The 26,342-nt window shown below is 57.6% G+C and carries 24 protein-coding genes; 13 read left to right on the forward strand and 11 right to left on the reverse strand.

Going from position 1 to position 26,342, the window contains the following annotated elements; genetic code table 11:
- Nucleotides 1-185 precede the first annotated feature (185 nt).
- On the forward strand, nucleotides 186-1,622 hold the full coding sequence (locus tag HDF14_RS12275; protein WP_183977019.1) for an acetyl ornithine aminotransferase family protein: 1,437 nt from the start codon (nucleotides 186-188) through the stop codon (nucleotides 1,620-1,622).
- A 51-nt stretch (nucleotides 1,623-1,673) separates the two neighbouring features.
- Here HDF14_RS12275 and HDF14_RS12280 read toward each other — a convergent pair whose 3' ends face one another.
- The 5 genes from HDF14_RS12280 to HDF14_RS12300 form a co-directional block, all read right to left on the reverse strand.
- Nucleotides 1,674-4,256, reverse strand: coding sequence for a hypothetical protein (locus tag HDF14_RS12280; protein WP_183977021.1), 2,583 nt, complete (start codon nucleotides 4,254-4,256; stop codon nucleotides 1,674-1,676).
- A 178-nt stretch (nucleotides 4,257-4,434) separates the two neighbouring features.
- Complete coding sequence (locus tag HDF14_RS12285) at nucleotides 4,435-5,247, reverse strand: SDR family NAD(P)-dependent oxidoreductase (RefSeq protein WP_183977023.1); 813 nt, start codon at nucleotides 5,245-5,247, stop codon at nucleotides 4,435-4,437.
- Between the two features lie 128 nt (nucleotides 5,248-5,375).
- Nucleotides 5,376-7,202, reverse strand: coding sequence for an alpha-amylase domain-containing protein (locus tag HDF14_RS12290; protein WP_183977025.1), 1,827 nt, complete (start codon nucleotides 7,200-7,202; stop codon nucleotides 5,376-5,378).
- A gap of 320 nt (nucleotides 7,203-7,522) precedes the next feature.
- On the reverse strand, nucleotides 7,523-8,581 hold the full coding sequence (locus tag HDF14_RS12295) for a VWA domain-containing protein (RefSeq protein WP_183977027.1): 1,059 nt from the start codon (nucleotides 8,579-8,581) through the stop codon (nucleotides 7,523-7,525).
- Nucleotides 8,582-8,696: 115 nt separating this feature from the next.
- Nucleotides 8,697-9,284, reverse strand: coding sequence for a TetR/AcrR family transcriptional regulator (locus tag HDF14_RS12300; protein ID WP_183977029.1), 588 nt, complete (start codon nucleotides 9,282-9,284; stop codon nucleotides 8,697-8,699).
- Nucleotides 9,285-9,685: 401 nt separating this feature from the next.
- Between HDF14_RS12300 and HDF14_RS12305 the strand changes: the two genes are divergently transcribed.
- Complete coding sequence (locus HDF14_RS12305; protein ID WP_260698216.1) at nucleotides 9,686-10,741, forward strand: hypothetical protein; 1,056 nt, start codon at nucleotides 9,686-9,688, stop codon at nucleotides 10,739-10,741.
- Nucleotides 10,742-10,775: 34 nt separating this feature from the next.
- Here HDF14_RS12305 and HDF14_RS12310 read toward each other — a convergent pair whose 3' ends face one another.
- The 4 genes from HDF14_RS12310 to HDF14_RS12325 all read right to left on the reverse strand — a co-directional run bounded on the left by HDF14_RS12310 (nucleotide 10,776) and on the right by HDF14_RS12325 (nucleotide 14,210).
- Nucleotides 10,776-11,861 carry a GGDEF domain-containing protein gene (locus HDF14_RS12310; RefSeq protein ID WP_183977031.1) on the reverse strand — a complete coding sequence of 362 codons (1,086 nt, stop codon included), beginning with the start codon at nucleotides 11,859-11,861 and terminating at the stop codon, nucleotides 10,776-10,778.
- 155 nt (nucleotides 11,862-12,016) lie between these two features.
- The gene (gene moaA / locus HDF14_RS12315) at nucleotides 12,017-13,099 is read right to left on the reverse strand and encodes a GTP 3',8-cyclase MoaA (RefSeq protein WP_183977033.1); all 1,083 of its coding nucleotides are present in this window, start codon (nucleotides 13,097-13,099) and stop codon (nucleotides 12,017-12,019) included.
- A 387-nt stretch (nucleotides 13,100-13,486) separates the two neighbouring features.
- Nucleotides 13,487-13,771, reverse strand: coding sequence for a hypothetical protein (locus HDF14_RS12320; RefSeq protein ID WP_183977035.1), 285 nt, complete (start codon nucleotides 13,769-13,771; stop codon nucleotides 13,487-13,489).
- Between the two features lie 166 nt (nucleotides 13,772-13,937).
- Nucleotides 13,938-14,210, reverse strand: a complete 273-nt coding sequence (locus HDF14_RS12325; RefSeq protein WP_179586243.1) for a hypothetical protein — start codon at nucleotides 14,208-14,210, stop codon at nucleotides 13,938-13,940.
- Between the two features lie 141 nt (nucleotides 14,211-14,351).
- Between HDF14_RS12325 and HDF14_RS12330 the strand changes: the two genes are divergently transcribed.
- The 6 genes from HDF14_RS12330 (at nucleotide 14,352) to HDF14_RS12355 (ending at nucleotide 19,431) form a co-directional block, all read left to right on the forward strand.
- Nucleotides 14,352-14,534, forward strand: a complete 183-nt coding sequence (locus tag HDF14_RS12330; protein WP_183977037.1) for a hypothetical protein — start codon at nucleotides 14,352-14,354, stop codon at nucleotides 14,532-14,534.
- The gene (locus HDF14_RS12335) at nucleotides 14,531-15,262 is read left to right on the forward strand and encodes an SIMPL domain-containing protein (RefSeq protein WP_183977039.1); all 732 of its coding nucleotides are present in this window, start codon (nucleotides 14,531-14,533) and stop codon (nucleotides 15,260-15,262) included. The genes HDF14_RS12330 and HDF14_RS12335 overlap by 4 nt, the downstream gene beginning before the upstream one ends.
- Before the next feature lie 53 nt (nucleotides 15,263-15,315).
- On the forward strand, nucleotides 15,316-16,128 hold the full coding sequence (locus HDF14_RS12340) for an acyltransferase (protein WP_183977041.1): 813 nt from the start codon (nucleotides 15,316-15,318) through the stop codon (nucleotides 16,126-16,128).
- 137 nt (nucleotides 16,129-16,265) lie between these two features.
- Nucleotides 16,266-16,967: a site-2 protease family protein gene (locus HDF14_RS12345; protein ID WP_183977043.1), complete on the forward strand. Its 702-nt coding sequence runs from the start codon at nucleotides 16,266-16,268 to the stop codon at nucleotides 16,965-16,967.
- Between the two features lie 296 nt (nucleotides 16,968-17,263).
- Complete coding sequence (gene trpS / locus HDF14_RS12350; protein WP_183977045.1) at nucleotides 17,264-18,373, forward strand: tryptophan--tRNA ligase; 1,110 nt, start codon at nucleotides 17,264-17,266, stop codon at nucleotides 18,371-18,373.
- Between the two features lie 5 nt (nucleotides 18,374-18,378).
- Nucleotides 18,379-19,431: a segregation and condensation protein A gene (locus HDF14_RS12355; protein ID WP_183977053.1), complete on the forward strand. Its 1,053-nt coding sequence runs from the start codon at nucleotides 18,379-18,381 to the stop codon at nucleotides 19,429-19,431.
- A gap of 10 nt (nucleotides 19,432-19,441) precedes the next feature.
- Here the strand turns inward: HDF14_RS12355 and HDF14_RS12360 are convergent, their stop codons facing one another.
- Nucleotides 19,442-20,053, reverse strand: a complete 612-nt coding sequence (locus HDF14_RS12360; RefSeq protein WP_183977055.1) for a PEP-CTERM sorting domain-containing protein — start codon at nucleotides 20,051-20,053, stop codon at nucleotides 19,442-19,444.
- A 393-nt stretch (nucleotides 20,054-20,446) separates the two neighbouring features.
- Between HDF14_RS12360 and HDF14_RS12365 the strand changes: the two genes are divergently transcribed.
- The 4 genes from HDF14_RS12365 to HDF14_RS12380 all read left to right on the forward strand — a co-directional run bounded on the left by HDF14_RS12365 (nucleotide 20,447) and on the right by HDF14_RS12380 (nucleotide 24,436).
- The gene (locus HDF14_RS12365; RefSeq protein WP_183977057.1) at nucleotides 20,447-22,051 is read left to right on the forward strand and encodes an inorganic phosphate transporter; all 1,605 of its coding nucleotides are present in this window, start codon (nucleotides 20,447-20,449) and stop codon (nucleotides 22,049-22,051) included.
- 191 nt (nucleotides 22,052-22,242) lie between these two features.
- Nucleotides 22,243-23,520 (forward strand): SMC-Scp complex subunit ScpB, encoded by a 1,278-nt coding sequence (gene scpB, locus HDF14_RS12370; protein ID WP_183977058.1) that lies wholly within the window; start codon nucleotides 22,243-22,245, stop codon nucleotides 23,518-23,520.
- Nucleotides 23,520-23,702, forward strand: coding sequence for a hypothetical protein (locus HDF14_RS12375; RefSeq protein WP_183977060.1), 183 nt, complete (start codon nucleotides 23,520-23,522; stop codon nucleotides 23,700-23,702). The genes scpB and HDF14_RS12375 overlap by 1 nt, the downstream gene beginning before the upstream one ends.
- A 128-nt stretch (nucleotides 23,703-23,830) precedes the next feature.
- Nucleotides 23,831-24,436 carry a hypothetical protein gene (locus tag HDF14_RS12380; RefSeq protein ID WP_183977062.1) on the forward strand — a complete coding sequence of 202 codons (606 nt, stop codon included), beginning with the start codon at nucleotides 23,831-23,833 and terminating at the stop codon, nucleotides 24,434-24,436.
- 22 nt (nucleotides 24,437-24,458) lie between these two features.
- Here HDF14_RS12380 and HDF14_RS12385 read toward each other — a convergent pair whose 3' ends face one another.
- Complete coding sequence (locus HDF14_RS12385) at nucleotides 24,459-25,073, reverse strand: PEP-CTERM sorting domain-containing protein (RefSeq protein WP_183977064.1); 615 nt, start codon at nucleotides 25,071-25,073, stop codon at nucleotides 24,459-24,461.
- 292 nt (nucleotides 25,074-25,365) lie between these two features.
- On the opposite strand from HDF14_RS12385, the gene HDF14_RS12390 reads away from it, so the two are divergent.
- A complete protein-coding gene (locus HDF14_RS12390; RefSeq protein ID WP_183977066.1) occupies nucleotides 25,366-26,319 on the forward strand; it encodes a pseudouridine synthase in 954 nt (317 codons plus the stop codon).
- The last annotated feature ends 23 nt before the right edge of the window (nucleotides 26,320-26,342 follow it).

The raw sequence follows: 26,342 nt of genomic DNA on the forward strand, positions 1-26,342 counted from the left end.
AGTCTCACGCGACCTAGTCTCTTCGCCGGCGACTAAGCTCGAACACCCAAACAGCCGGCGAAGACCCCGCCACCAGCGCAAAACCGTTCTCTCTGCAACCACAGAGCGCCGCCGTCCCTCATCAGGAACCGGTACGAGCACGAACGGTCAGACCAAACGCACCGCTGCCCAAAGGAGAGATTCGCATGACCACCCTCACTGAAAAGACCCTCGAAGACCTGAAACAAAACTCCGCCCAGGGCGTTACTCACGCCGCCGGGGAGGCCATCCGTTCGAAGCACTACACCGAGTTCGGCCCCAGGCTCAAGACCGCCCTCCCCGGCCCCAAAGCGACCAAAATCGTCGCCGACGATGACCGCCTCATCTCCCCCAGCTACACACGCAGCTACCCCATGGTGGCCAAATCCGGCCGCGGCGTCCGCGTCACTGACGTCGACGGCAACGAGTTCCTCGACTTTGCCGCCGGCATCGCCGTCAACTCCACTGGCCACTGTCATCCCGAAGTCGTAAAGGCCATCCAGGACCAGGCTGCCGAACTCATCCACATGTCCGGCACCGACTTCTACTACGAAAACATGACCATCTTGGCCGAGCGCCTCTCTGCCATCGCCCCCATGCCCGGCCCGCACAAGTTCTACTACGGCAACTCTGGCGCCGAGGCCGTCGAGTGCGCCATGAAACTCGCCCGTTACCACACCGGCCGTCAGAACATCATCAGCTTCTTCGGCGCCTTCCACGGCCGCACCATGGGCGCACTCTCGCTCACCGGCTCGAAGCCCCAGCAGAAGCGCCGCTTCGCTCCCCTCGTCCCCGGCGTCCACCACATCCGCTATCCCTATGCCTACCGCGGCTGTCCGGACGGCACGCCAGAAGAGCAGGAAGCCTTCGCCCTCGAATGCGCCCGCTACATCGAAGACCGCCTCTTCAAAACCATCCTCCCGCCCGAAGAAGTCGCAGCGATCATCCTCGAGCCCATCCAGGGCGAAGGCGGCTACGTCGTAGCCCCCACCAACTTCCTCCAGGAGATTCGCCGCATCTGCGACCGCCACGGCATCCTCCTCATCGCCGACGAAGTACAGTCCGGCGCCGCGAGAACAGGGAAGTGGTGGGCCATCGAGCACTCCGGCGTCCACCCCGACATCGTCTGCATCGCAAAGGGCATCGCCAGCGGAATGCCTCTCGGCATCTGCATGTCGAAAGCCGAGATCATGAGTTGGGTCCCGGGCTCACACGCCAGCACCTTCGGTGGCAACCCAATCTGCATCGCCGCCGCCCTCGCCACCCTGGATATCCTCGAGCGCGAAGGCCTCCAAAACGCCGCCACCATTGGCGAAAAGATGCTCTCCCGCCTTCGTCCCTTGGTTGCCAAACACCCCACCGTTGGCGACGTTCGCGGTCGCGGTCTCATGATCGGCATCGAACTCGTCAAAGATAAACAGTCCCGCACGCCGGTAGGCCCCATGCGCGACAAGGTCGTCGATCTCGCCTTCGAGCGCGGCCTCCTCATCCTCGGCTGCGGCGAAACCACGATCCGCCTCTGCCCGCCGCTCATCGTCAACGAGCACGAAGCCAACGTCGCACTCGACATCCTCGAAGAGTGCATCACCCTCGCCGCAAAATAAACAAACCCTGGAACAGAAAAGGCCTCGACGCTCAAAGTCGAGGCCTTTTTTCTATTGCAACAATCCAAACACTGCCACTCCAGTCTGCGTCCCCACATACACTTTGCCGTTCACGATCATCGGCGTAATAAACTTGTTTCCCGTGCCGAAGCTATCGCGTCCATTCGCCGCCTGCCCACTGTTGTAGAGCTCGCGCGCCAGATTCGTCGCATCAAAAGCATGTAGCACCCCGTTACTACCCGTGCTCGATTCCAGCGCCCACACAATCCCGTTTTGTGTCCCGTTCGCCGAGATTCCCGGAGTCGTTCCAGGATAAGGAAACTTCATCGACGACTGGCTCGAATACGTCGTCAGCATTGCGTTGGTCAACGGAAACGCCTTCACCGAATCATTGACCGCGCCATAGTACAGAATGCCATTGAAGTAAGCGGGAGTGGAATAGACCAGGCCACCCAACTGCCCCCTAACTTCCTGATAGATGTTGTTGTCCTGCGGGTTGCTGGCTGGGTTGTACTTGCCCATATTGTCCCTATCGGCGAGATAGATATTCCGATCCTTGCCCGCACCAACAATCAGATGATGCACAATCCCATCCGAGTCCGTCTGATCCGGCAGAAGCAACTCGCCGCCCGATCCCAAATCAAAATCCTCTGCTGATTCCGTCGTCGTGTCGTAGGTCTGAAAGTAATCTCCAACAGCCAGCTTGCCATTCGTCGACAGTTTCAACATCCCATTGCCGTAGTCCCCCTTGATCGGAAAACCTAGTGCGTCGAAGGTCGTATCGAAAGTGCCATTCGCATCGAGGAAATAGATATTCCCGCTGCTGTCCGCCCCCAATCCATCTCCACTCATCCAGATCGATCCTTCACTACCATTCGGTGTCACGTTCAACACCTGTGTCTGTTGTAGAGTCGTCTCGCTATAACCGATCACCCACCCTGTATAAAGTCCTTTATCGCAATGCGAAGTCCAGCCGGTATAGATCGTTCCATTCAAAAGCAGAAGTCCCGCCCGCTCGGCATACTGCGCCGGGTTGAACACGACGCTGCCATTCTGGCTGTTATCCCCGGTCCCCGGATAACTCGCTATTACTTCCGTCGGACTGCCGCTCATCTCCGCTCCCGTCGCGACATCGAGCGCGTGCAGGCGCTGGTGATAGTTCTTACTCGCATCTTTCGTCATCCCGACCGTAAACAGAGCGCCGTTTGGCCCCAGCCCACGGTCAATCACCGGCGTCGAAGTAATCCCGATCTCTGGCGAAATCTGCCCACACCCGTGATCGTCGCTCGTCGTCTCTCCGCTTCCGATGATCGACGTCTTCCATATCTGCGCACCGCTATCTGCATCGAACGCATAGACGCTGTCATGTTCGGTCACTACGTACAAAACGTTGTGATACTGGCCTCCGATCGGAACATTGGCAAGATAGAGTGGCTCGCCATCCACCTTGGAGTCCACCGTATAGAATCCAATCTTCCCGAACTGTGTCGACTTCACATTGTCAGGAGTCAGAATCGTCTCTTTCGCATTCAGGCCATCGCGCGCAACATCGTAGTGATAAGTCGTCACGTCGGGTGCATTGGTCATCGGAGCAGCCTGCACCGTCAACGCGAGCGATGCCGAATGAACCAGACTTCCGGCAGTTCCCGTGAAGTTCACCGTGGATGAGCCCGCAGCCGTCAACGGCGGCACCGTCAGTGTCGTGCTCTGTGCCACTCCCGGAGTCAGCGTCAGCGTAGCCGGATTTGCCGTGACCCCACTCGGCAATCCCGTAATCGCCACCGACACCGTGCCGCTGAACGCGTTGACTCCGCTCACCGTTACACTCACCGACGCACTGGTCGTACCCGCCACAACATTCAGCGAAGCTGGCGAAAGCGTCAGCGTGTAATCCGGCTGCGGACCAGATACCATCAAAGCAACCGTAGCGGAATGGCTCAGCGTTCCCGACATTCCCGTAAGCGTCAACATGCTGCTGCCGGCAACCGCGTTCGCATTGGCACTAAGGCTCACGCTCTGCGGCGTCCCCGGAGTCAGCGTCTGCGTCGCAGGTTGTGCCGTCACACCCGCAGGCAGCCCCGTAATCGCAACTGACACTGCCCCCGCAAACGAGTTTGTCGAAATGGCGTTCACGCTAATCGTCTGTCCCGCACCACCCGCCACCACGGTGAGCGCACTCGGCGTAGCGGTCAGCGAAAAATCCCCCGCTGCCGCCGCTACAACAGTCTCAGACACCGCAATCGAGTGGCTCAGTGTTCCCGATGACCCCGTGAGCGTCAAAGTGCCGCCACCTGCAACCGCGTTCGCCCCGGCACCAACACTTACACTCTGCGCCGCCCCCGGAGTCAGGTTCAGCGTAGCCGGCTGTACCGTCACGCCGGCAGGCCCCGTAATCGCTACCGACACCATCCCCGTAAAGTCATTCGATCCAACTGCACTCACGCTCAGCTGTTGTCCCGCACCACCTGCCGTCAGCGTCAAGCTCGAAGGCGTCGCAGACAAAGTGAAATCCGCCGCAGGAGTGGCTCCAGGCCCATCGCCTGTCGCAACATGCGATCCGCTGCCGCACGACACCAGCCCCAGACAAAGCAGGGAACTCCAGCACCAGGCCAAAGCCTTCGAAGAAACACCCATGTAGCGACTCCGGTCGTCCGAAAAGCGCACATGCCACTTGCCCGCATCTGCTTTCCCATCCAACTTACGTTAAACGAGCGCGGTTTCGCTACGGATTGCATCAACTAATTCCAATCATTTTCAGACCCGCACTCCCCGCCGCGTTGTGCAGCAGCGGAGGAACGCGGAGTCTAGTACTTTACGCCCCCACCCCATACCGCTTCGCCGCCCGCTTATGCGAAAGATTCGGCCCCAGCGCCACGCGAGCCGCATTGAACTTCTCCCAATCCCCGACATCAGGCAGCGCCGGAATCGTAACCAGCTCGCGGCTATCGAACCCAGCCAGCGAAGCGTCCACCATCTCCTCCGAGCTCATCACAATCTGTTCCGGCAGATTCTGATGTCCGCCAATCCCCGCGCGGTCCCAGAACTCCGAAGCCGTCGCACCCGGCAGCACCGCCTGCACCTGAATCCCCTTGTCACCAACTTCCTTATGCAGCGACTGCGTAAGATTCAGCACATACGCCTTCGTGCCGCTGTACACCCCATTCAGCATCTCAGGAGCCACCGCGACGATCGACGAGATATTGATGATCGCGCCCTTACCTCTCGCGAGAAATCCCGGCAGCACAGCATATGTCAGCCGCGTTAGCGCCGTCACATTCAACTCAATCATGTTCTCGAGCTCATCGATCTTCGAGTCCACCAGCGAAGTCGTTCCGCCGAAGCCTGCATTATTCACCAGCGTCGTAATCGATTTATCTGATCGCAGCCGCTCCTCGACCTTGCGCAGATCGGTCTTATTCGTAAGATCCGCAGCCAGCACATCGACCGCACGCCCAGTCGCCGAACTCAGCGAAGCCGCAAGCTCCTTCAATTTATCGCCGTTGCGAGCCACCAGGATCAGGTCATAGCCGCGCCGCGCCAGACGATCCGCATAAACCGCACCGATCCCTGTCGATGCGCCAGTTACAAGAGCAGTTCCTTTGAGTGAAGCACCTGAAGTAGTCATAAATTTTCTCCGTACCGCGAATTTTGCGAACCAAAAATTTGATCCAATTCTTAGAGTAGACCGGTTGGTTAGTGGATTCAAAAAAATAACCCTGAAAATACGAATTGATCTCGCCTCAAAACGCGCTTTCAAAAAAGCGTCGAAGTCGCCGGTCCCTGGTAGTCAACCTTGATATAAATTCGAGCCGCTGCAGCCGCTGCCCCCGAGAGCTTCGCCTGCACGATGTGTCTGCCTTCCGCCGCGACCATAAAACTAGCGGCCAATGGAACGTTCGCTGTACAGGATCCGCTCTGTCGAAGCACCGGAGTAGCTCCGGCCAGCACCACCTGCAGATCGACCTGCTGCGGTGCGTCCGCATAGACGCTGAGGTTGACCCGTGTCCCCGCCGCCGGCCATATCCCACCGCCCGACCGGTAGGTACCAGGAATAACCTTTCCGCCGTACCCCAGGCTCGCGGCATCGCTATCTCCCAGATCGTCGTCCATCTCAAACTGCTGCACCGTGCGCCGCGAAGCAGGGGAGAACCCACCAGTCACACCTGCCGGGCCCCATATCGAATAAGAGAGAGGAGGCACAGCGATCTGCACCCACGCATCTTGGTTCGTCCAGATGTCGTCCGGTCGTGAGCCGCTGTAGTCGTGCAGCTGCGTGCCAGGCGCAAACGCCGTAGAGATCCATGCATCATGCCACGCGCTCCCGTCATTGTTGATCGCCACGATCGCACGCGCCCCTCGCTCCAGGATGAGTAGCTGCTGCGATTGTTGGTAACGCACAAAGTAGTCGCCGCTCTTGAACGAAAGTTTTTGGTGGCACCACACCAGGTTTTCAACCCACGGCCGCGACGGAATCGCATCAGCCGTCGTGCCGTTCACCCACGGCGCGACATTGCGAAACAGATCCGCATAAAAAAACTGCGGACTTCCGTCGACGGTTATTGCAACCGCGTACGCCAGTTGCGTGCGCGGATTGTCCGCTTCCATCCAACTCCCCACCTGGCCATCGTAGTTGTCGTGATTGTTCACGAACGGCACGGTCTTGAAGCGGTTCAGCTGCTGCTGGCTCGGCAGACTGCCCACATCGGAGTACCCATTCTGCGCCACCATATCTGCCAACGCGAAGCGAAGTGGATAGTCGAAGGTTCCCGAGCGGTTCAACGTTGCCCCGGCCCACGCATCCACATCGGAAGCAGCTCCAGTCACATACTCGCCCACACAAAAATATTCCAAACCACTCCCCATGGCGTTGTACAGCAGATCCTCAACCACCTCCGGCGGAAAGCCTTTCACATCGTCGAATCGAAAACCATCAACACCCGTCTGCTTGACGAACCATGTAAGCCACGCGCGCGCATTGGCGCGAGCAGCGCAGTTCTGATCGCCTGCGCCGGAGTCCGTGCATCGTCCCTGATAACAGAAATCGGGTCCGCCATTGCTGGCCACCCAATCTCCTGTCCCATTCCAGTGCTGCGGATTCGCATGGAAGTCCAGCCAGTTGCGCGGCCACCGTCCCGCTCCCGCGAATCCCTTGGGTTGCATCAACGTATAAGCCTCCGACGCGGTGCTCTCAAACGGCGAAGAGGGATCAAGGTCACCGCTGGCACAATGGTCCAGCACAATATCCGGATAAACTTCAAGACCGTTCGCGTGCGCCACTGCGACCAGCCGCAGAAAAGAATCCTGATCGCCAAACCGCGTATAAACAGAACGAATCTGATTCTTCAGTCCCAGATCGTAGTAGTCGAACGGTGTGTAGCCCATGTTGTTCGAAGCGGGACTCGTGTTGTCGCTCGGTCTGTCTTTACACGGCGGAGGTGTCCATATTCCATCGAATCCCATAGCGGCGATACGCGGCGCAAGCTTCGCGACAAACGTGTACCAATCATGCGGATAGTTGGTGTTCCAACAGTTCCACCAGAACACCTCCAGCACAGCTTTGCCATTCCAGGGATTGCTCATTAGGTTTTCTCCGAGAAAGTAGGGAACTCAACCGAAGTGGGCGCTCGGCCAATGGCAGAGAATATTACGATTTAAGTTTGTGCGTATCGAGTCTGTGGCCCTTGGCGGTCCTAGTGGCCTCTGTTCGTGATTGGCCCCAGGAAGGGTTTTAGTATGCGGTTCGCCAAGAAAAACGACAAGAAAAATCGAAGAGCCCAAACCGATTCGATACTCGCGTGCAAACTTTGTCTAATGAGGCTGCGAGTTGGTGGTGGTCAGTTTGAATTCACATGTTGGATCAGCGCACCCTGGCCGCACCGCTCGTCACAACAGACGCCTGATTATCTCTGAATCGATGGCTCAGAGGCCCAATAGTTGCTCCGTGCCGACACCAGCAGCTCCGGATGATGAATCAACTGCACCTTGATCGTATGCAACCCCGGCACCGAAGACGTTGGCGCAAAACTCAACACATAGCTGTTGTGAAGATGATTCGTCAAAACACCAAGATCCTGCGTCAGCTCTTGCGCATTATCAAAGCCACTCCACTCGCCACCAGATAATGTCGCAACTTCTGCCGACGTGTTCTTGCTCATCGCACCGAGAATCAAACGCAGAGGCTCGCTCAGGTTGAAGTAGGCTTTCAACTCGGCGGGGCTTCCCGAATCTCCGCCTTTTGGGTAAGTTCCAACTGTAGGCGGCGTTACATTTCCAACTGTAATCGGTGGATTTGACGGCCCCGGATTCTTGAACGCCTCCCGCGCCGCAGTCTTCTCTGCCGAAAACGTTACGCTATAAATCGCAGTGTTGGTCTCACCCACCTCCCGCACGACCTCCTTCAGCGGAGTTTTGCTCCCCACATCATGCTCCTGGCTCAGCAACAAAATCGCACGACGATTACCCGCAGGCCGTTTCTGAAGCAGATCTAATCCGTACGCCAGACTGTCGAAGATCGCGGCTCCTTGATCTCCAGTATCAGGATGATCGATCGCATAACCCCATTCCGCAACGTTCGTCGTAAAAGGAGAAGCCGCCTCCGGCTGGCTGTCGAAGTTCACAATCGACACCTCGTTCGGAGCCTCGCCCAGCAACTCCGCAATCATTGTGTCGAGATGCGCATAACTCGGGAACTGCCCCCGCGCATCTCCACCCGTCTGCATCAGCACTACCAGCGACAGCGGCCGCTTCGCCTCCTCCTCGAGCGTCACCTTCTGCGGAACCCCATTGTCCGTCAGGACAAAATCCTCCGCCCGAAGCGAGTACACAAGATCTTTATCCGAAGTCTGCACCAACGTCGGCACAACCACGAGCGTCGTCGTCGTATGCAGCGTCGTCTGCGCAAACGCAACGCAACTCCAGATACCAACAACAGCAGCGAATTTACGGAGCTTCAACTTCATCGTGTCTTAGTTAGACGAGTCAGCGGCCCATTGGAACGGGAAGGTAACGAACAATAAACATCGAGCCACTCAGTGAGCCTGTTGTAAAAATCTGAGGAAGGTCCATCCGCCAGCTCTATTTTTTCAGCAGCACATCAAACGCAAAATGAAGGAAGTTCTCAAGCGGCCTGTCGCTCTTCTCCGCCTTCATTCGCACCAGTGCTCCTTCATAGCTATTCAGCAGAAACTCAGCCAGAGCATCCGGCCGCGCGGACTTCGCCAGATCCCCTTGCTGTACCGCCTCGCGCAACACATCCGCGATACTCTTCTGCCAGCCTTCGTAGACGCCCTGCAGTTCAGATCTCAACCTCGGGCTGTGGTCCGCCACCTCCAGGCTTAGGCTGCCCACCAGACACCCGCTGATCTCCCCGCGCTGCCCATAGACCGAGATCAACTCCTCGAAGTATCGCCGCAGTCGCTTCAGTGGAGCCACCTTGCGATCCCCAAACACCCGCGCCGACCGCTCCATCTCACCACCGGCATACAGCCGAAAGACTTCCACCGCAAACTCTTCCTTGCTCGGAAAGTAGTGGTAGAACGAACCCTTGGGCACATTCGCAAGATCAAGCACCTCCTTCACCCCGGTAGCGGTATACCCGGTCGACCGAAGCCGCTCCAGACCAATCTCCAGCAGATGATCGCGAGTTGAAGGACCAGTGCTCATAACCAATTTATAATAGACTGGTCGTCTAGCGTTGTCAAAGCTTCGAATCATAGGCTGTCCGTCCGATCATGCGAAAACCTGTCAAGCCCTCAACTGATCAAAAACCGCGCCAGACGGGCAGATTCGCGTGGCGTATTTACCCTATTCCGTCCGATACAATAGATACAGAACAACTAGCCTCGACGGATGCCGTCGGGGCTTTGTCGTCTTCGCACCCGTAACCCTATGATTCTAAGTATTTTGTGCGTAACCCCTTTCGATGGAATATTTTGCAGGCACTACTATCTCGCAAGCCAAACAAAATAATAGACTTCGGCGCAAAATACCCCACCCCGGGGAGGGGGGTGGGGGTCGCCATCTCCGACAAACTCGGATCTGCGTCTAAACTGTGGAATCAGCAGATGGATCACCTAAACCGCAACGCAAAACTCGCAGCAATTCTCCTCGTCGCTACCATCAGCGCGCCACAATCTCTCCACGCTTTGCAGCACACCACCGCGCTCCAGCCCGACGGCGCGGCCCCACACCGCACCCGCCTCATCCTCAAGGACGGCAGCTACCAGGTCATCATGAGCTATCGCGTCGTCGGCGACGTCGTCCATTACATCAGCGCCGAGCGCGGCGGAGCCGAAGAGGAGATTCCCCTCTCCCTCGTAGACCTCGACGCCACCAAGCGTTGGGACCACCAGCACTCCCAGCCCACCCCCAACGCCGACAGCCCCCAACCCCCAGCCATCGACCCAGAACTCCTCAAAGAAGAAGCCGACCGCGCAGCCCTGACCCCGGAAGTCGCCAAAGACCTCCGCCTCCCCGAAGAAGACAGCACCCTCGCCCTCGACACCTACCGGGGCAACCCGGAACTGGTCCCCCTGGCCCAAACCGACAGCGATCTAAATCGAAACACAGGCCACAACATCCTCAAGGCCGCCGTGAACCCACTCTCGGCCTCCCACCAACTCGTCGAGCTCAAAGGCGAGACCTCGCCCATCCAACTCCACATCAAGGACCCCGTTCTCTACCTCCGCATCGGCGACGAAACAGTCGGCAACACCGCCGGCACGCCCCTTACCGTCGACACCCACGGCGCCACCAGCCGAGCCGCGAACGATCCCACCGGGGGCTCGCCCAACAGCCGATATGTCGTCGTCCGCGCCGACGTTCGCCGGGGCGCCCGTGTCATCGCCAGCTTCCGCATCGGCCTCCTCGGCGGAGGACAGCACCAGGAGGATGTGATCGAGACGACCTCTGAACTCCTACCCGGGGGCCACTGGCTCAAAATAACCCCCAAAGAGCCCCTCGACTTCGGTGAGTTTGCCCTCATGGAGGTCCTCTCGGACAAAGCCGTCAACCTGGGTGTCTGGGACTTCGGCGTCCACCCCGTATCCCCCGAAAATCGCGACGTCCTCAAACCCGAACCCCGGCGCGGAGTCACGCTCGAACGCCACACCCCCAACTAACTGCTATCAGATTCGAATTTGAAAAGGGAAATGACTAATTTCGCGGCACTGAATCGCGCTCGAGAAACATCTCCGAAACCGCCCGTCGAGAACCATCGATGGATCTCGTGGCCTCACCGCGTCCCATCATGCCCTTGCCTGCCACCGCGACGTTGTCCCGGGTCACTTTGGCTTCATACATCATCGTGTCCGCCGCACGCAGGATTGTCTGCACCGTATTACCATCCTCCGGGTACGTCGCCAGCCCAAAGCTTCCCGAGAGGCTGAGCGAAAGCCCAGCACCCTCCAGAAAACGCGCTCCCCTCAGGTCCTCGCACAGCGCCATTGTGGTTCCGCTTGCCGCCGCCTTCCCCATCCCTGGCAGCAGCGCAACAAACTCATCCCCGCCATAGCGAAAAGCGGCGTTGTTCGGTCCCAGGCTGCGTCTCATCAAGCCGCCAATCTCCGCCAGAAGGCGACTTCCGATCAAGTGTCCATGGGTATCGTTCACAGACTTGAAGTGATCCAGATCGACGAACATCAAACTAAATACCTGCCCGCGCGCTACCTCTTCCTCCAGCATGGTGTACAGGTGGCGGGCATTGAAGAGTCCGGTCACGTCATCCGTGATGGTCAGCTCCTGAATCAGCGTCATGGATCGTGCGTTCTGGATCGCGATTGCCGCGTAATCGCACAGAATCCGCAGAAAAGAGATTGAATGCTCCGACAGCAGATCCAGCTTGCTATTGAGCAGTTGAATCACGCCCAGGGTCTTATTTCCAGATCGGACCGGAACGCAGGCTATGGATTGAATCTTCAGGTCAGGATGTTTATTCGCAAACGCCGACCAGTGTGGATCAAGCGCGACATCCGGCACCACCAGTGGATTTCCGGTTGCTGCCACCCAACCAGCAACTCCCTCGCCGAGGGGTACACGCAACCCCTTCAGGCTCTCCGCGTTCTCTCCCACCGCGATCGCGTAATACAATTCGCCGGATTTATCGTCCACCATCAGCAGCGACCAGCGCTCAGGTCCGAAAAACTGGGCCATCTTGTTCATAATGGCTCCCAGAATCTCTTCCAGTTCGAGGCTCGAAGTCAGCGCGCGCGCAACGTCATGGAACACTCGAAGGTGATCCATTTGGCGACTTTCGATCACTTCAAACTGCCGTCTGTCCTTCAATCGCTGCCCTCATATCTATGTGCATTTTCTTGCACATTTCAGATATCAGCCTCTCACAGGTCCCCTAATAATTCAATAAAGTCCACGACAGAAAACGCACAGCGACCGCATGCTCATCCGCCAATATGAACCATATTGCGCGATGGCTTCTCAAAACCTGGTTCGCCAATATGATGGCGTGCTTCTTTGTGCATCACGATCATGCGGATATACGCGGCTAGCTCGTCATCCGTTCCGCCTCGCAGCATCTCGCCATATAAATCGTGATCGCTTTGCGAAAAAAGACAAGTCCGTATCTTTCCGTCCGAGGTCAACCTCACTCGGCTGCAGTGCCCGCAGAAGGGCCGAGTCACTGGCGCAATAATCCCTATCTCTCCCACGCCATCGTCAAAGGTGAATCGCTTCGCCGTCTCGCTGGCAGCATTTGCAGGGAGTTCAACCAGCGGGCGGTACGCATTCAATCGCTGCACGATCTCGTCCATCGAAACGACTGACTCTCTCTTCCAGCTCCGATCTTCCTCAAGCGGCATCCACTCGATGAACCGAACGATGACTCCTTCTTGCCGCGAGAACTCCGCAAACCGTTCAATCTGTCCATCGTTGAACCCACGCAGCAGCACACAGTTCACCTTGACCGGCCCAAGTCCCACCGCCTGCGCCTTACGAATCCCCGTCAGCACCTTTTCATAACTCCGCGGAACGCGGGTGATCGCGCTAAACGTCTCTGCATCCACCGCATCCATGCTGACGGTTACGCGATTCAACCCCGCATCCTTAAGGGGTTGCGCCAACCCGTCTAGCAAATGTCCGTTCGTCGTGAGCGCGATATCCAGCGGTGCGCCGTTGTCCCCGGCGAAGCTTCCATCTGGCATAAACGCCGTTCGCATCTCAGCCAGCTCACGAAGCATATCTACCAGACCCGACCGCAGCAGCGGTTCGCCTCCGGTGAGCCTCACCTTTTCCACTCCCAGTGAGACGAAGACGCGCACCATTCTCAGGTAATCTTCAATCGAAAGCTCGGTGTACTGCGCTCCTTCGTTGCCTGTCCGGCAATAGACGCACTTGTAGTTACAGCGGTCAGTCACCGAGACGCGCAGATCGGTGATGGACCTGCCAAACTTATCTCGCAGTCTGCCCTGAACCTGAAAAGCCTGCTCCTCCAGCTCCAGAATCGCGGTATTTCCATGGCCAATCATCAAGAGGCGTACCCTGTGCCATCTACTTCATTTCTATACATATCTTTAGATGCAATCACTCAGAAAGCGAATCAATATGATCAGGATTTCAGGCAGAATCAGTTGTCGACGAGACCACTGATTTCAGCCAAATGCAATCGCGCGCCAGTTCTTTGTAATGCAATGTTTTGTCGCGGTTCTCGGTAAATCTCCCCGGAACACGGCTTCAGCCGCAGCACAACTCAACGACCGGGACACATCTATCGAAAGCGCAGTCAGAGCAACAACTTCTGGACCGCAACCTTTCAAGGCGCAGAATATCAGCAACCCTGCCTTGAAGACAGAGTTTTATTGCGCACAGGTCATATATGCCATAGATGACCTGTGCGCTCTGAAATTCCGAAACTCTTAGTAGCTGATGAACTCGTTGCTGCCGCGCTTGAGCCGAATTCCGACGATGCCAAAAACCAGTGCAGCGGTGAAAGTGATCGCATTCCAGTAGACAACCGGATGGGCCCAGCCTGGGGACAAAGTCAGATCCTGTCCACTCCACAAAGTCAGCAGAGTAGCCACGATCAGGCTCTGAAAGCAAAGCACCAGAAAGAGTTGGCCACGACGACGTCGCTTATCCAGGAGCTCCACCTCATCCGGCGTTAAATTGCGTTCTTCGATTGGAAGCAGTGTATTCGCCATTGCGTTCTTGGTCTCCGGGTCTTTCCGATTCAAGTTCACTCAGACGCCGACTTACGCGTCCATCCACTTTCGTATTAAATCACAGCTGGCCCGAATCGACCGAGACGACAAGAAAAAGTCTTTTTCGGCGATCCAAATCAGCACTCAAAACTGTCAGCCTAAATGATTAAATAAACGCTACCGACTGAATCCCCACCACGTCGAAGCGCTTCCGGCATCGGACATTCTTGCAGCCCATCGGGTCATCGCGCCGAACCATGTAGCTCTGAGCCTTGGCAAAACGAGCACGGTCGCGATCGTCCGCACCCCGCGGCAGTTGAGCCTTCTTCCGCCGCACCACCCACTCGATCTGGTACTCACCCTGTTGTCCACAATGGGGACAGGTCATCACATGAGTTCGCTGTTCCGCCCGCTCATCAAAAAAATCCCGCTCTTCCATCCAGCACCTCATCCGGTCCTCGACCAATCCCGCCGGCCGAATCTCCTCTGCAATCCTGCCTGAGAAGCCCCCTCACAAGCAAGAGTCATGCATAATCACGCATGGGCCCCGAGCCCGGAATCGACGCAGGAAGGAAACCGGATGAGCAAGCCCAAAAAACAGGTCTTTTCTAAAATCAAGGCGGTGAAGGCTAACGCCCGCGAACGTGTCGGCACTCCTCCGTCAGAGCGCGTCCTGCCCGACCCCAAACAAAAGCTGGCCGCCAAGCCCAAGCACAAACGCACCCTCGCCGACTTACTTAACTCCTCAGGAGAAGATCAATGAAAGTCCTCCGCCTCGCTCCGTTTGCCCTCTGTGCTACCTTTCTCGCCATGACGGCACCCGCTCAAACAATTCAAGTCAGCAAAGAAAACCGTACGATTGCAATCACCGCGACCGACAAGGTCATCGTGCTCGCCGACGTCGCGACCATCCATATCGGATTTCTTGCCTATGGCCCGGACAGCGACTCCGCCTACGCCACCGGCTCTCACACCTCAAATGCCATCGTCAAGGCGCTCACGACCGCCGGTGTGCCGAGCGATTCCATCGAGAGCGAAAACCAGAATGTCTCCCCGGTGCAGGAGTACCAGATCGATAAACTAACGCCAGCCGAAAAGGCGCAGCGCAAGTTTCAGGTCACACAAAGTTGGACCGTCCGTACCAATGCTGACGACGCAGCCAAGGTCCTCGACGTCGCCGTGAAGGCCGGCGCCAACCAATCCGGCCAAATCGACTGGAGCCTCAAAGACGAAAACTCTTCACAGTCCGAAGCCGCCTCCAAGGCACTCCAACGTGCCCGCGTGGTGGCCACCGAAATGGCCAAAGGTCTTAACGCAACCCTCGGGGCGCTTCTCTATGCCAGCAACGAAACCCAGGCTGAACCGCCGCGACCACTGATGCGCGCCATGGGAGGCGCAGTTCCGATGGCTCAAAAGGTAGAACCTCTCGCCATCAATCCTCGTCGGATCGAAAAAACCGCCACCGTCTATGCCGTCTTCGCCATAGAATAGGCGCACCAAAGTTTCGCCAGTCCGCAACCGGACGAAAGACAGCGAGGGAAATCATGCCGATCCACACTTACCGCGAACTCAAACCCACTCCCGAAGCTGAGGCCCTGTATCGCCGCTGGCTCGCCAAGCTCAACGACGAGTTCACCCGTCAGCAATCACCCGAGCGACGCTCCGAAATTGTCCGCGACGAGCTCTACCAGATCTACTTCGGCCGACCCCACGGCGGCCACATCAAAGCTGTTCTCAACAGCGAACTCGCCATGTACTCGCTCTCAGAAAGCTTCGACCCCCGCAATATCACCCTCGAACCCGAGTACTACGGCGATGTCGACCCCGAGCAATATGCCATCCGCAAACCGCTCATCTGGTTCTGGCAGATGTTTGACCGCTCCCCCCTCGGCCTCAATCACTGGCTCGGCTTCCGCTTCCGGTGCATGCTGGGCCGCCACATCTTCCGCCATCTCGGCAAGCACGTCAAAATCTTCCACAATGTCGAGTTCACCTACGGCTACAATCTCACCATCGAAGACTCCTGCACCATCCACAAAAACGTTCTGCTCGATGATCGCGGCGAGATCATCCTGCACGAAGGCACCAGCGTCTCCGACTACGCCAATGTCTACTCGCACACCCACGACATCAATAACCAGTCCAACATCACCAACAAGGTGACTGAGCTTGGCCCACGCGCTCGAGTCACCTACCACGCCACGGTCCTGGCCGGTGCCAACATCGGCGAAGACGCCATGCTCGGAGCCATGGGCTTGGCCACCAAACCCGTCCCACAGGAGACGGTCTCGGTAGGGATCCCAGCCAAGGCAAAGACCCGCAAACAGGCTAGCCAACTCGCGGCGGAGACTCTCTAGTCAAGCTGATTGGGCCCAATCTTGCCACTGCGAATGTTATTCCGACCGCCTCTCGCAGTTCATCGCGAGGGGTGGTCGAACGCGATCACTCCATCTTTACGTTCTCATCACGCGAACTTGAGTAGACTTAGACCTGTATGAATCAGGAAGTTGTCCTCATTGTCTTTCAGGTCGTCGTTCTGGTCCTGGCCTTCAGCATCCACGAGTCCGCGCACGCCTGGACCGCCTGGCGTCTCGGCGACCCCACTGCAAAAATGCTTGGCCGCGTCACCCTCAATCCCCTCAAGCATCTTGATCCGTTTGGCTCTGTCCTCATGCCGCTGCTGGCCCTCGTCTATCACTGGCCGCTCATCGGCTGGGCGAAGCCCACGCCTGTCACCGCCCGCAACTTCAAGAACTACAGGCGCGACGATATCCTCGTCACTCTCGCGGGGCCCGCCAGCAACCTGCTGTCGGCCACAGTTGCGCTCATTTTGCTGATACTCATGAAACATGTGGTTCCCGGTGGTGTTATCGCGATTGGTACGGCGATGGCCCTGGCCTCTCACATTCCCGGTATCGCTACTGATAACCTGCCTGCGCTGTTTCCTATCGCGCTCTTTCTTTATTTCGTTATCCTGATCAATCTGCTTCTCTTCGTCTTCAACCTGATCCCCATCCCGCCTCTCGATGGCAGCCACGTTCTGCGGCACTTCCTGCCGTACAAGGCGCTTCAGGTCTATGACCGCTTCGGTATGTTCGGGATGATCATTCTGTTTCTGGTGGGCGGGAGCTTTATCTTCAGCGTCTTTTTTACTCCGCTGCTGAACACCTTCAACCACATTCTGTTCACGTTGTAGCGCCCTCTTTTTGCAAAAAAAATTAGCGAGGTCGGTGGAGTGGTTTTTTGCGCTATTTCTTGAGTTTTTGAGGGGGTATTTGGAAAAAGTGAGTGGTTGGGGGCGGTTTTTTGCTGGTGGGAACGTGGTGGGATGCGTGGCAAACGTGGTTTTTTGACAGTCGTTTTTCGAGAGCCGAAAAATACGCCAACTTTCCGAACTATTTTTCTGCCGCCTCCCCATGCCCGGTGCGGCTAATCCTCGGAGCATGCCCAACCATAGTCTGTCCCAATCATTTACCCTTGCATTTGATCGCAATGACAGAAAACACCAACGGCACCCTGACCTCCTTACGTCCCCGAGTCCTTAGCGGCATGCGACCCACCGGCCGACTCCACCTCGGCAACTACATGGGCGCGCTGTACAACTGGGTCAAGCTCCAGCACGAGTACGATTGCTACTTCTTCATCGCCGACCTTCACGCCCTGACGACCGACTACGCCGATCCGACCTCACTGCGCGAGAGCATCCGTGACGTGGCGCTCGACTTTCTCTCGGCCGGTCTCGATCCGGAGGTCTGCACGGTCTTCATCCAGTCGCACGTTCCTCAACACGCCGAGCTCTTCACTCTCTTCAGCATGTTCACGCCGCTGCCCTGGCTTGAGCGCGTCCCTACGTACAAGGACCAGCAGGAGCAGCTCCGCGAGAAGGACCTGAACACCTACGGCTTCCTCGGCTACCCACTCCTTCAAGCCGCCGACATCCTCCTCTACCAGCCGGACTACGTCCCCGTCGGTCAGGATCAGGTCGCTCACGTCGAGCTCACTCGAGAGGTCGCGCGCCGCTTCAACTCCCTCTACTGCTCGCAGCCAACCCAGGCCATCGTAAAGGCCCGCGAAGACCACTCCGACAAGGAGATCCTCACAGCAGAGCTCTCTGCGAACAACGTCGTCACTGGCATTCTGCCCGAACCAAAAGTGCTCCTCACGCCCTCTCCCAAACTCCCCGGACTTGATGGCCGCAAGATGTCCAAGAGCTACGGCAACGCCATCATGCTCTCTGAGCCAGAGGCCGATCTCCGCGCCAAGCTCAAGACCATGGTCACCGATCCGGCACGCATCCGCCGCACCGACGCCGGCAACCCGGATGTCTGTCCCGTCTTCGATCTGCACAAAGTCTTCTCAACCGAAGAGAAACAGCTGGAAGTGCGACAGGGGTGCACGACCGCAGGCATCGGCTGCATCGAGTGCAAGGGCTGGCTCGCCGATTCCATCGTTCGCGAGATCGCCCCCATTCAGGAGCGCCGTCGTGCTCTCGAAGCCGACCCCGGCCAGGTCGACGCCATCCTTTGGGACGGCTCCGCCCGCGCCCGTCACCGTGCTATCCAGACGCTTCAGCACGTTCGCCAGGCCATCGGCCTCGAGTAACGACCATGCCCGACGAAACCCTCCCTCCCGAATTCGCCCCCGACGAGCCCAGGCCCGACGAGCATCCTGTCGAAACCTCTGATGATGCAGTGTCCCCAGGCGCAGTCTCCGAAGACACGACCGATTCGCCAGTCGCAGTTTCTTCCGATGCGGTCGTCCCGGAAGCGCACGAGCCATTCGCGCTCCAACATCCGCCTGTGCCTCAACCATCGCCTGAGCCCAGGCGCCCTGCGAAGGACAAAGAAAAAGAAGAGGCATCGCAGTCTCCTTTTTCGGTGACAGTAGGCCAGGTCTATGATGGCCCGCTCGACCTTCTGCTCGACCTCATCCGCAAGCAGAACATCGATATCTACGACATTCCCATCGCGCGCATCACCAGCCAGTTCCTTGAGTACACCTACCATCTCAAGCAGGTCGACGTCGACGCAGCAGGCGAGTTCATCTACATGGCTTCGCTGCTGATCCACATCAAGTCGAAGACGCTTCTTCCTCGCGATCCTTCCGACGTTCTCAGTGGGGACCCTGAAGACCCACGCCGAGAACTGGTCGAGCGTCTCCTCGAGCACGAGCGCTTCAAAGCGGCCGCGCAGATGCTCCTCCAGAAGCAACAGATCGAAGAAGCCACGTGGACCACCTCAGGCCTGAAGAACTTCCGCCGTGACATTGGTGAAGCCGGCGCTCCCACCCTCGACGAGGACCGCGAGATTGCTGCCGACACCGTCGACCTGGTTCGCGTCTTTCAGGACATTCTCATCCGCCTTCGCGAGCGGCCCATCCTCAACGTCGACGAGGAGTCCGTCACGGTCGCGCAGATGATCGACTACGTCAAACGCCGTTTGTTGATGGAAGACAAGCCTGTCAGCCTGAAGCGCCTGCTCCATAACACCCATACCGAGCGCGCGCTTATATGTATGTTTCTCGCCATGCTGGAGCTTGTGCGTTTGCAGGCTGTTCTACTGCATCAACCGGATCTCCTTGGCGACATTCTGATCAAGAAGACCGAAAACTTCGATCAGGTTTTCACCGATCAGGCACAGGCTCGCGACGACTGGCGCTAGTGGTTGGACCTTAGCGCCTTGCCCTGCGGCGGACCGCAGTGGTAAACCACACCAGACCCGTTCCTACCAGCAGGAAGCTCGCGGGCTCGGGAATCGGCGATACCGAAGTATCGATTGCCTCAAATATCTCCTCATTCACGCCGTCTGCAAAGGCAAAGTCGCCGCCTGAATTCAGAAAGGTCTGGTCTGCCGAACCACCGTGCAGGAACGAAAAGTCCCCTTCGGTTCCAGCGTAAACTCCGTTCGGATCGCCGTTGGCGTTGCGGGCTGTCCCCAATCCGGCGAATCCCTTGTTACAGACTGTTTTGAAGGCGCTAAACCCAGCCGGGGTTGCGCTACATGGGGTTCCGTCGTCGTAGACAAGATCGGGAGCCGACGAGGAAGGAGTTCCGGCCACGCCATCGTCGTAAGTCACGTAACAAGTGAAGCTCGCTGGGCCGCATCCGAAGCTTTGAGTAATGACTACATCGCCGGCCGTGTCCAAGCCGTAGATGTTCCGGCCATTGGCGGTTCCGAGATCAAACATCGTGTAGGTATCGGCGTGGGCCGCTTTCGGGCCGAGAAAAAGGGTGCCTGCTAGGAGAGCGACCAGGGCGCTCAACCGCTGTGCAGTGATTTTCATACAATGACCCCCGAAAAGCTGAATTATAGTACCCGACTCTGCCCACAGGCGATGAACAATAGTTGTAGTGGCAGTCGAAGCGACGGACGGCCCTAAAAGCTGGCCTGTCACCGTTTCGAAGGAATAGTGCACAGCCTAACATGTCCGTTACAACCGACTGGTGAAGTGATGAACACCCTTTGAAGCGGAATCCAACTCTCACTCTCAAAAGCGGCCACACTGCAAACTATTGCAAACAATCAATCATTAGGCGGCAGCACTAGCTGTTTCTTCGGCTGGTTTGCGTTCTCCGCGAGCAAAAGAAGCATATGTTTCACGCGTCTGTAACACTCCATTCGCATTCCCGGCCTATCGTCAGCTCACGCATTCATCTTGAATCCTAGGCGAAAACATATGGCTACTCCTGTAATACACCCCACGGGCTCATTACTTGACCAGAAGATGGGAAAATCGTCGCCCGGCAAGATCGGCGGCATCATCTTTGGCATCTTGCTGCTCGGCGGTCTCGGTTACATCGCTAACCGCTTGTACTCAGATCTTCTTCCCGTCCACGAGGGCTCCTGGTTCCCCTATTTTCTGCTCGGGGTCGCCCTTCTGATCGCGCTCGGCTTTGAGTTTGTCAACGGTTTCCACGACACTGCCAATGCCGTCGCCACCGTCATCTACACCCACGCACTCGAGCCGCACGTCGCAGTCGTGTGGTCCGGCCTCTGGAACTTCATCGGCGTGCTGACCAGCTCCGGTGCGGTCGCCTTCGCCATCATCTCTCTCCTTCCTGTCGAGCTTATTTTGAAGGTGAGCAAAGGCTCCGGTTTCGCGATGGTCTTCGCGTTGTTGATCGCAGCCATTATCTGGAATCTTGCCACCTGGTGGAAGGGTCTTCCCGCGTCGAGCTCTCACACCATGATCGGCTCGATCATCGGCGTCGGCGTCGCAAACCAGTTGATGCATGGCAGCAGCGGCGTCAGTGGTGTTGACTGGGAGCAGGTCACGAAGGTCTTCAAGGCACTGCTCATCTCGCCTCTGGTTGGCTTCGGCTGCGCGGCCCTCGTCTTTCTCTTGTTCAAGGCGCTTCTAAAGGATCCACGCCTTTACTCCGCACCAGAAGGAAGCGCGCCTCCGCCGTTCTATATCCGCGCTCTGCTCGTGCTGACCTGCACAGGCGTCAGCTTCGCCCATGGCTCGAACGACGGTCAGAAGGGCATGGGTCTGATCATGCTCATCCTCGTCGGCACCGTGCCAACTGCCTATGCCCTCAACCACACCGTGGGCGCCAGCCAGGTACAGACGTTTGCTGCTGTGTCCCAGCAGGTCATCGGCGCGGTCGGGAATTATCTCGACCCGAACACGACCGTAGCGGATAGTGGTCCGGAACTTGAGAACTTCGTCAGCACTCACAAGTTCTCGCCCCACACGATGCTCGCTCTCCAGGAGATGGTTGGGGATATCCGCAACGAGGCTACCCAGTACGGCTCTCTCGGCGCGGTGCCCTCCAACATGCAGGCCAACGTCCGCAACCAGATGTATCTCACCAGCGAGACGCTGCGCCTGATGCCGAAGTACGGTCCCAATGTCAGCGCTGATGATCAGAAGGTCTTCAAGAACTACAAAGGCATGCTGGACAACTCGACCAAGTTCATTCCTCCGTGGGTCAAGGTAGCGGTCGCACTCGCGCTCGGTCTCGGAACCATGATCGGCTGGAAGCGCATCGTCGTCACCGTCGGTGAAAAGATCGGCAAGACGCACCTGACCTACGCACAGGGGCTCTCTGCCGAACTCGTCGCTATGCTGACCATCCTCGCTGCCGATCAGTACGGCCTGCCCGTAAGTACGACGCATGTGCTCTCGTCCGGCGTGGCTGGCACCATGGCTGCCAACAAGAGCGGCTTGCAGATGTCTACCCTCCGCGATATCGCGCTCGCCTGGGTCTTCACGCTGCCGGTAGCGGCGATTTTGTCCGGCTGCCTCTTCTGGCTCTTCAACGCCATCGCAAAATAGTTTCAAACAACGAAACGAAGGGTTGGCCCGCACTCAGCGGGCCCTTCGCTTTTGGGGGCGGCTGATTTTGGCGTTTTTGAAGCTGGGAACCGTTTGCGCTCGGCGCGGCTCGAGCCTTTACAGCGACTTATCCACGTCGTCCGAGCTATGACCTCGAGCGTTGGTATGCTTAGAAGTACACCAACGACACTATGAGCCTTAAAGCAAAGATCGAAGCCGTCATCTACGCCTCCGAAGAACCAGTAACGCTGGCCCAGCTCGCCGGTCTCCTCGGCCACGAAGCCCAGGCCGAGCTTGATCATCTTGACGCAGCTCAGCACTCCCTGGCGCTGGACGAGGGCGCCGACTCATCTCTCGCGTCGCTCCCTGTTGACGAGGACGACCTCAACAGTGAAGTGCTCTCGAGCCCCACCGATGGAGCCACTTCTCACGCCGAAGCGCCGACTGGGGAGGAGATCGAGGCACACTATGCCGAATCCTTTGACCGGCATCTCCACGAAGCGGCCGCACAAGAAGCTGCCCATGCACGGGCGTTACGCGAGCACAACGCTGCAGACTCTGCCGCCATGAGTTCGGCCGACGATCTCGAAGTTCGTCTCGAGGCCCATCCGGACACTCCAACCGATCTAAATGAGGTTGCCACAGAAACGTCCCCCAATGAGTCCTCGCAACTGTCCGTTGAAGCGGATCAGGAGAGACAGCCTTCCGGCGAGCACCTACCAGCAGAAAAGGACGAGAAGAAGCTCGCCCGCGAGGCCAAAGAGAAAGAGCGCCGTCTCCGCGAGTACTTCCGCAGAATCCTCGACCAGCTCATTGCCGACTATGCCACCTCGGACCGCGGCCTTGAGATCCGTGAGGTGGCCGGCGGCTATCGTCTCGCCACCAAGCCCGAGTACCACGACGCTGTCCGGGGCTTCGTTAAATCTCTCAAGCCGCCTCTGAAGCTCTCGCTTCAGGCCCTCGAAACCCTCGCCGTCGTCGCCTACAAGCAGCCTGTCACCGCCCCCGAGGTCTCGGAAATCCGTGGAGTCGACTCTGGCGGCGTGCTCGGCTCCCTGATGACGCGCAAACTGGTCGCCACCGCTGGCCGCAAACAGGTCATCGGCCGCCCCATCCTCTACAAAACCACCAGGGATTTCCTGCTCCGCTTCGGCCTCAAAGACATTAACGAGCTTCCCAGCATCGAAGAGTTTGAGAAGATGGCCGGCGAACTGGCCGAGCAGGAGGAGATTCCCATGGAACACCACGCCCCCGAGACCTCAAACGACCTCGAACGCGAGAAGAACGAGACCGAGCCCCAGGCCGACGGCGACAGCGGCGAGTCAGTAGCCGACGAAGCCATTGTCGATGGACGACTCTCCGGTCTACCACCCAACTACGACACCGACCAGCCGGTCGATGGAGAGGACTCTCCCGCGCTCGACGCCGAGATCCAGGGGGACCAGCAACGCGAATCCGAGGAAGGCTGATGACCGCTTCGAATCTCGACCCAAAACCCGATCCCCGTGACTCTCCTGACAGTCCGGAAGACCACGAGCCGGACACCGTGGCCACTCCGGAGGGCGACGCCGAAGGCCTGCCCGACGCTCCCCTCAAACCAGCCCCTGGGGGCATGCAGCGCACTCGCGCCATCGATACCAACAAGCTCTAGCGGATAAATAAAATACCCGAACCTGAAGCGCTGAAACACGGAGCCTCTGGTACGCTGTTGCCGGGTCCGACTTCACGCGATCGGAGCTTCTCCGATCTGCTCGTATCAATCCGGTCCACGGGTACTTCATGATCGCTCTGCTGACGGCAACAGCTCCCCAACCGAATCCCGAACTCTACCCGCACGTCAAAGTTGTCATCTCAATCATCGTCGGCCTTTGCATCACGGCCCTCCTAAAAGGGTTCGCGCAGTTTGTTCAGCACCCCCGCCGCAACAAAGTGTCAATCCTGCATCTCGGTTGGGCGGCGTCGCTTTTGCTGGGAGTGATCCACTTCTGGTGGTGGGAGTTTCGTCTCTCCATGATCGAGCAGTGGACGTTTGCGATTTACTTCTTCGTTATCCTCTACGCGATCCTCTTCTACTTCCTCAGCACGCTCCTCTTCCCGTCGGATCTGGCAGACTACGCGGGTTACGAAGACTACTTCCTCTCGCGTCGCTGGTGGTTCTTCGGCTTCCTTGCTGCTACCTTTGTCGCCGACGTTATCGACACCAGCCTGAAGGGCTCAGCCTACCTCCACTCGTTCGGCATCGAGTACCCCATACGCATCACCGCCAGCATCGTCCTCTGCGTCATCGCGATGATCACCAAGAATCGCCGCACGCAGCTTACCCTTCTCACCTTGTATGTCCTTTATCAAATCTCCCTGATCGTGCGCGTCTACGCCACAGAGTAGTGCAGGCGATCATTCTTCCGGATCAGGCTCGCAACCTCCGACGCGCCATCATCAACATTCCTGCGAGTCCGGAGCCCAGCAGAATGAAGCTCGAAGGTTCGGGTACAACGCTTTCATTAATCGTAATGCTGTTAATGTCGAGAGAATCTGGGTCATTCACCACATTGGGAAATACAACCGCATCGATATTGGTCCAGTTCAGGATCGGGTCTCCGGTTGTGGGATCAATATCTGTTCCGGTGTTGCCCTCATCCACAAGGACGCCTTTTCTGTATCCATAAAACTCAATACCGGGATCCAGTTCAATATTCATGGTGTTTAGCGTAAACGTCGCGCCAGACGTGGAATCGAACTCAGCAGTGTCGGGCGAGTAGGGAAGAAAGTAGGGATAAGGAGGAGGCTCGAATGGGTAGTAACCGGCGAAGATATATTCAGTTCCGGGAATGATCATGTTGTTCTGGTCCGTAAAGCCCGTGACGTAGAAGTCGTAAAAAGTCAGGGGACCAACAGGAGAAAAGAATGGGTCCGCTTGATAGGGGTTTGCCAGTCCGGCAAACGTAATCGTCTCTGAAGAACCGAATCGGCTGATGAGGATCATCGCAAACAGGATGGCGGTGACGCGGAGTGCTCTGGTCATGTTTTTCTCCCGTTGAAAAGAGCGAACCAGACACCAGGACAAGTGCGGCAAAGTCAAAGCGTAAGCGTGAACGATTCTATATCTCGCGGCCTGGAGTTCAGGACGGGATCAATTGAGTTCGCGCCGATTCTAAACCGCACCAGGCCGAAAGACCTGTGCTAAGTGTCCAACTGCTAAGTGCTGCTTTTCTGGAACTTACCCCAGCGTCAAACAGCCGAAACAACACACGATACAATCAAAGAGCACTACCGACCGCGATGAGCAGCCCCGCAGTCAGAAAGCCGGAAACACGATGACGAAGTCCCCCTCCGCTCCAAAGCCCGACACAAACGACGAACCCAAAGGCGACCGCCTCCAGAAGATCCTCGCCCAAGCCGGCATCGCCAGCCGCCGCAAAGCCGAAGAGATCATCCTTGAAGGCCGCGTTCAAGTTAATGGCGTCATCGTCAACACGTTGGGCACACGCCACGACGCACTCAAAGATCACATCCGTGTTGACGGTAAGCTCCTCCACGGCCCAGAGCAACAGCGCTATTACATGCTCAACAAGCCACGCGGATACGTCACCACCCTAGATGATCCCGAGAAGCGCCCCACCGTCATGCAGCTCATGGCGAAGCAAAAGTCCGGCCCTCACGGCGACAACGTCCGCCTCTATCCGGTAGGCCGTCTCGACTATCTCAGCGAAGGTCTCATCCTGATGACCAACGACGGCAACCTAGCCAACGCGCTCTCGAAGGCGGCGGCCGGAGTTGAAAAAACTTATTTAGTAAAAATCAGCGGCACGCCACCTGCGTCAGGCCTCGACCAGATCCGCCGCGGCATCATGATCGATCGTGGACGCCTCGACGAAGTGCGTAGCGGCCGTCGCGATCGCATCATTACCTCACCCGCAAAGGTGGAACTCGTTCGCGGCGGCGACAACCCGTGGTACGAGCTCACCCTCATCGAAGGCCGTAATCGTCAGATCAGAAAAATGTTCGAAGAGATCGGCCATCACGTCGAAAAGATTCGCCGCATCGGTTATGGTGCACTACGCCTCGACGTCCCTCCTGGCGAGTTCCGTGAGCTCACTCTCGGCGAAGTCATGGCGCTCGACCGCGCAGCAAAAGGCAAAAAGGTCGTACCAAAGAAGAAGACGCCCGAGTTCGCGCAACTCAAATCGCCCGCAAAAAAGAAGTTCTCAAAGCCACGCCGTCAGCCCACCGGCGCCAAGTCCTCAAGCCGCCCGCGCCGTCCCAATTAGCCTGTCGTCATGCAGCGTTCACT

This window comes from Tunturiibacter gelidiferens, assembly GCF_014201335.1.
Classification (GTDB): Bacteria; Acidobacteriota; Terriglobia; order Terriglobales; family Acidobacteriaceae; genus Edaphobacter; species Edaphobacter lichenicola_E.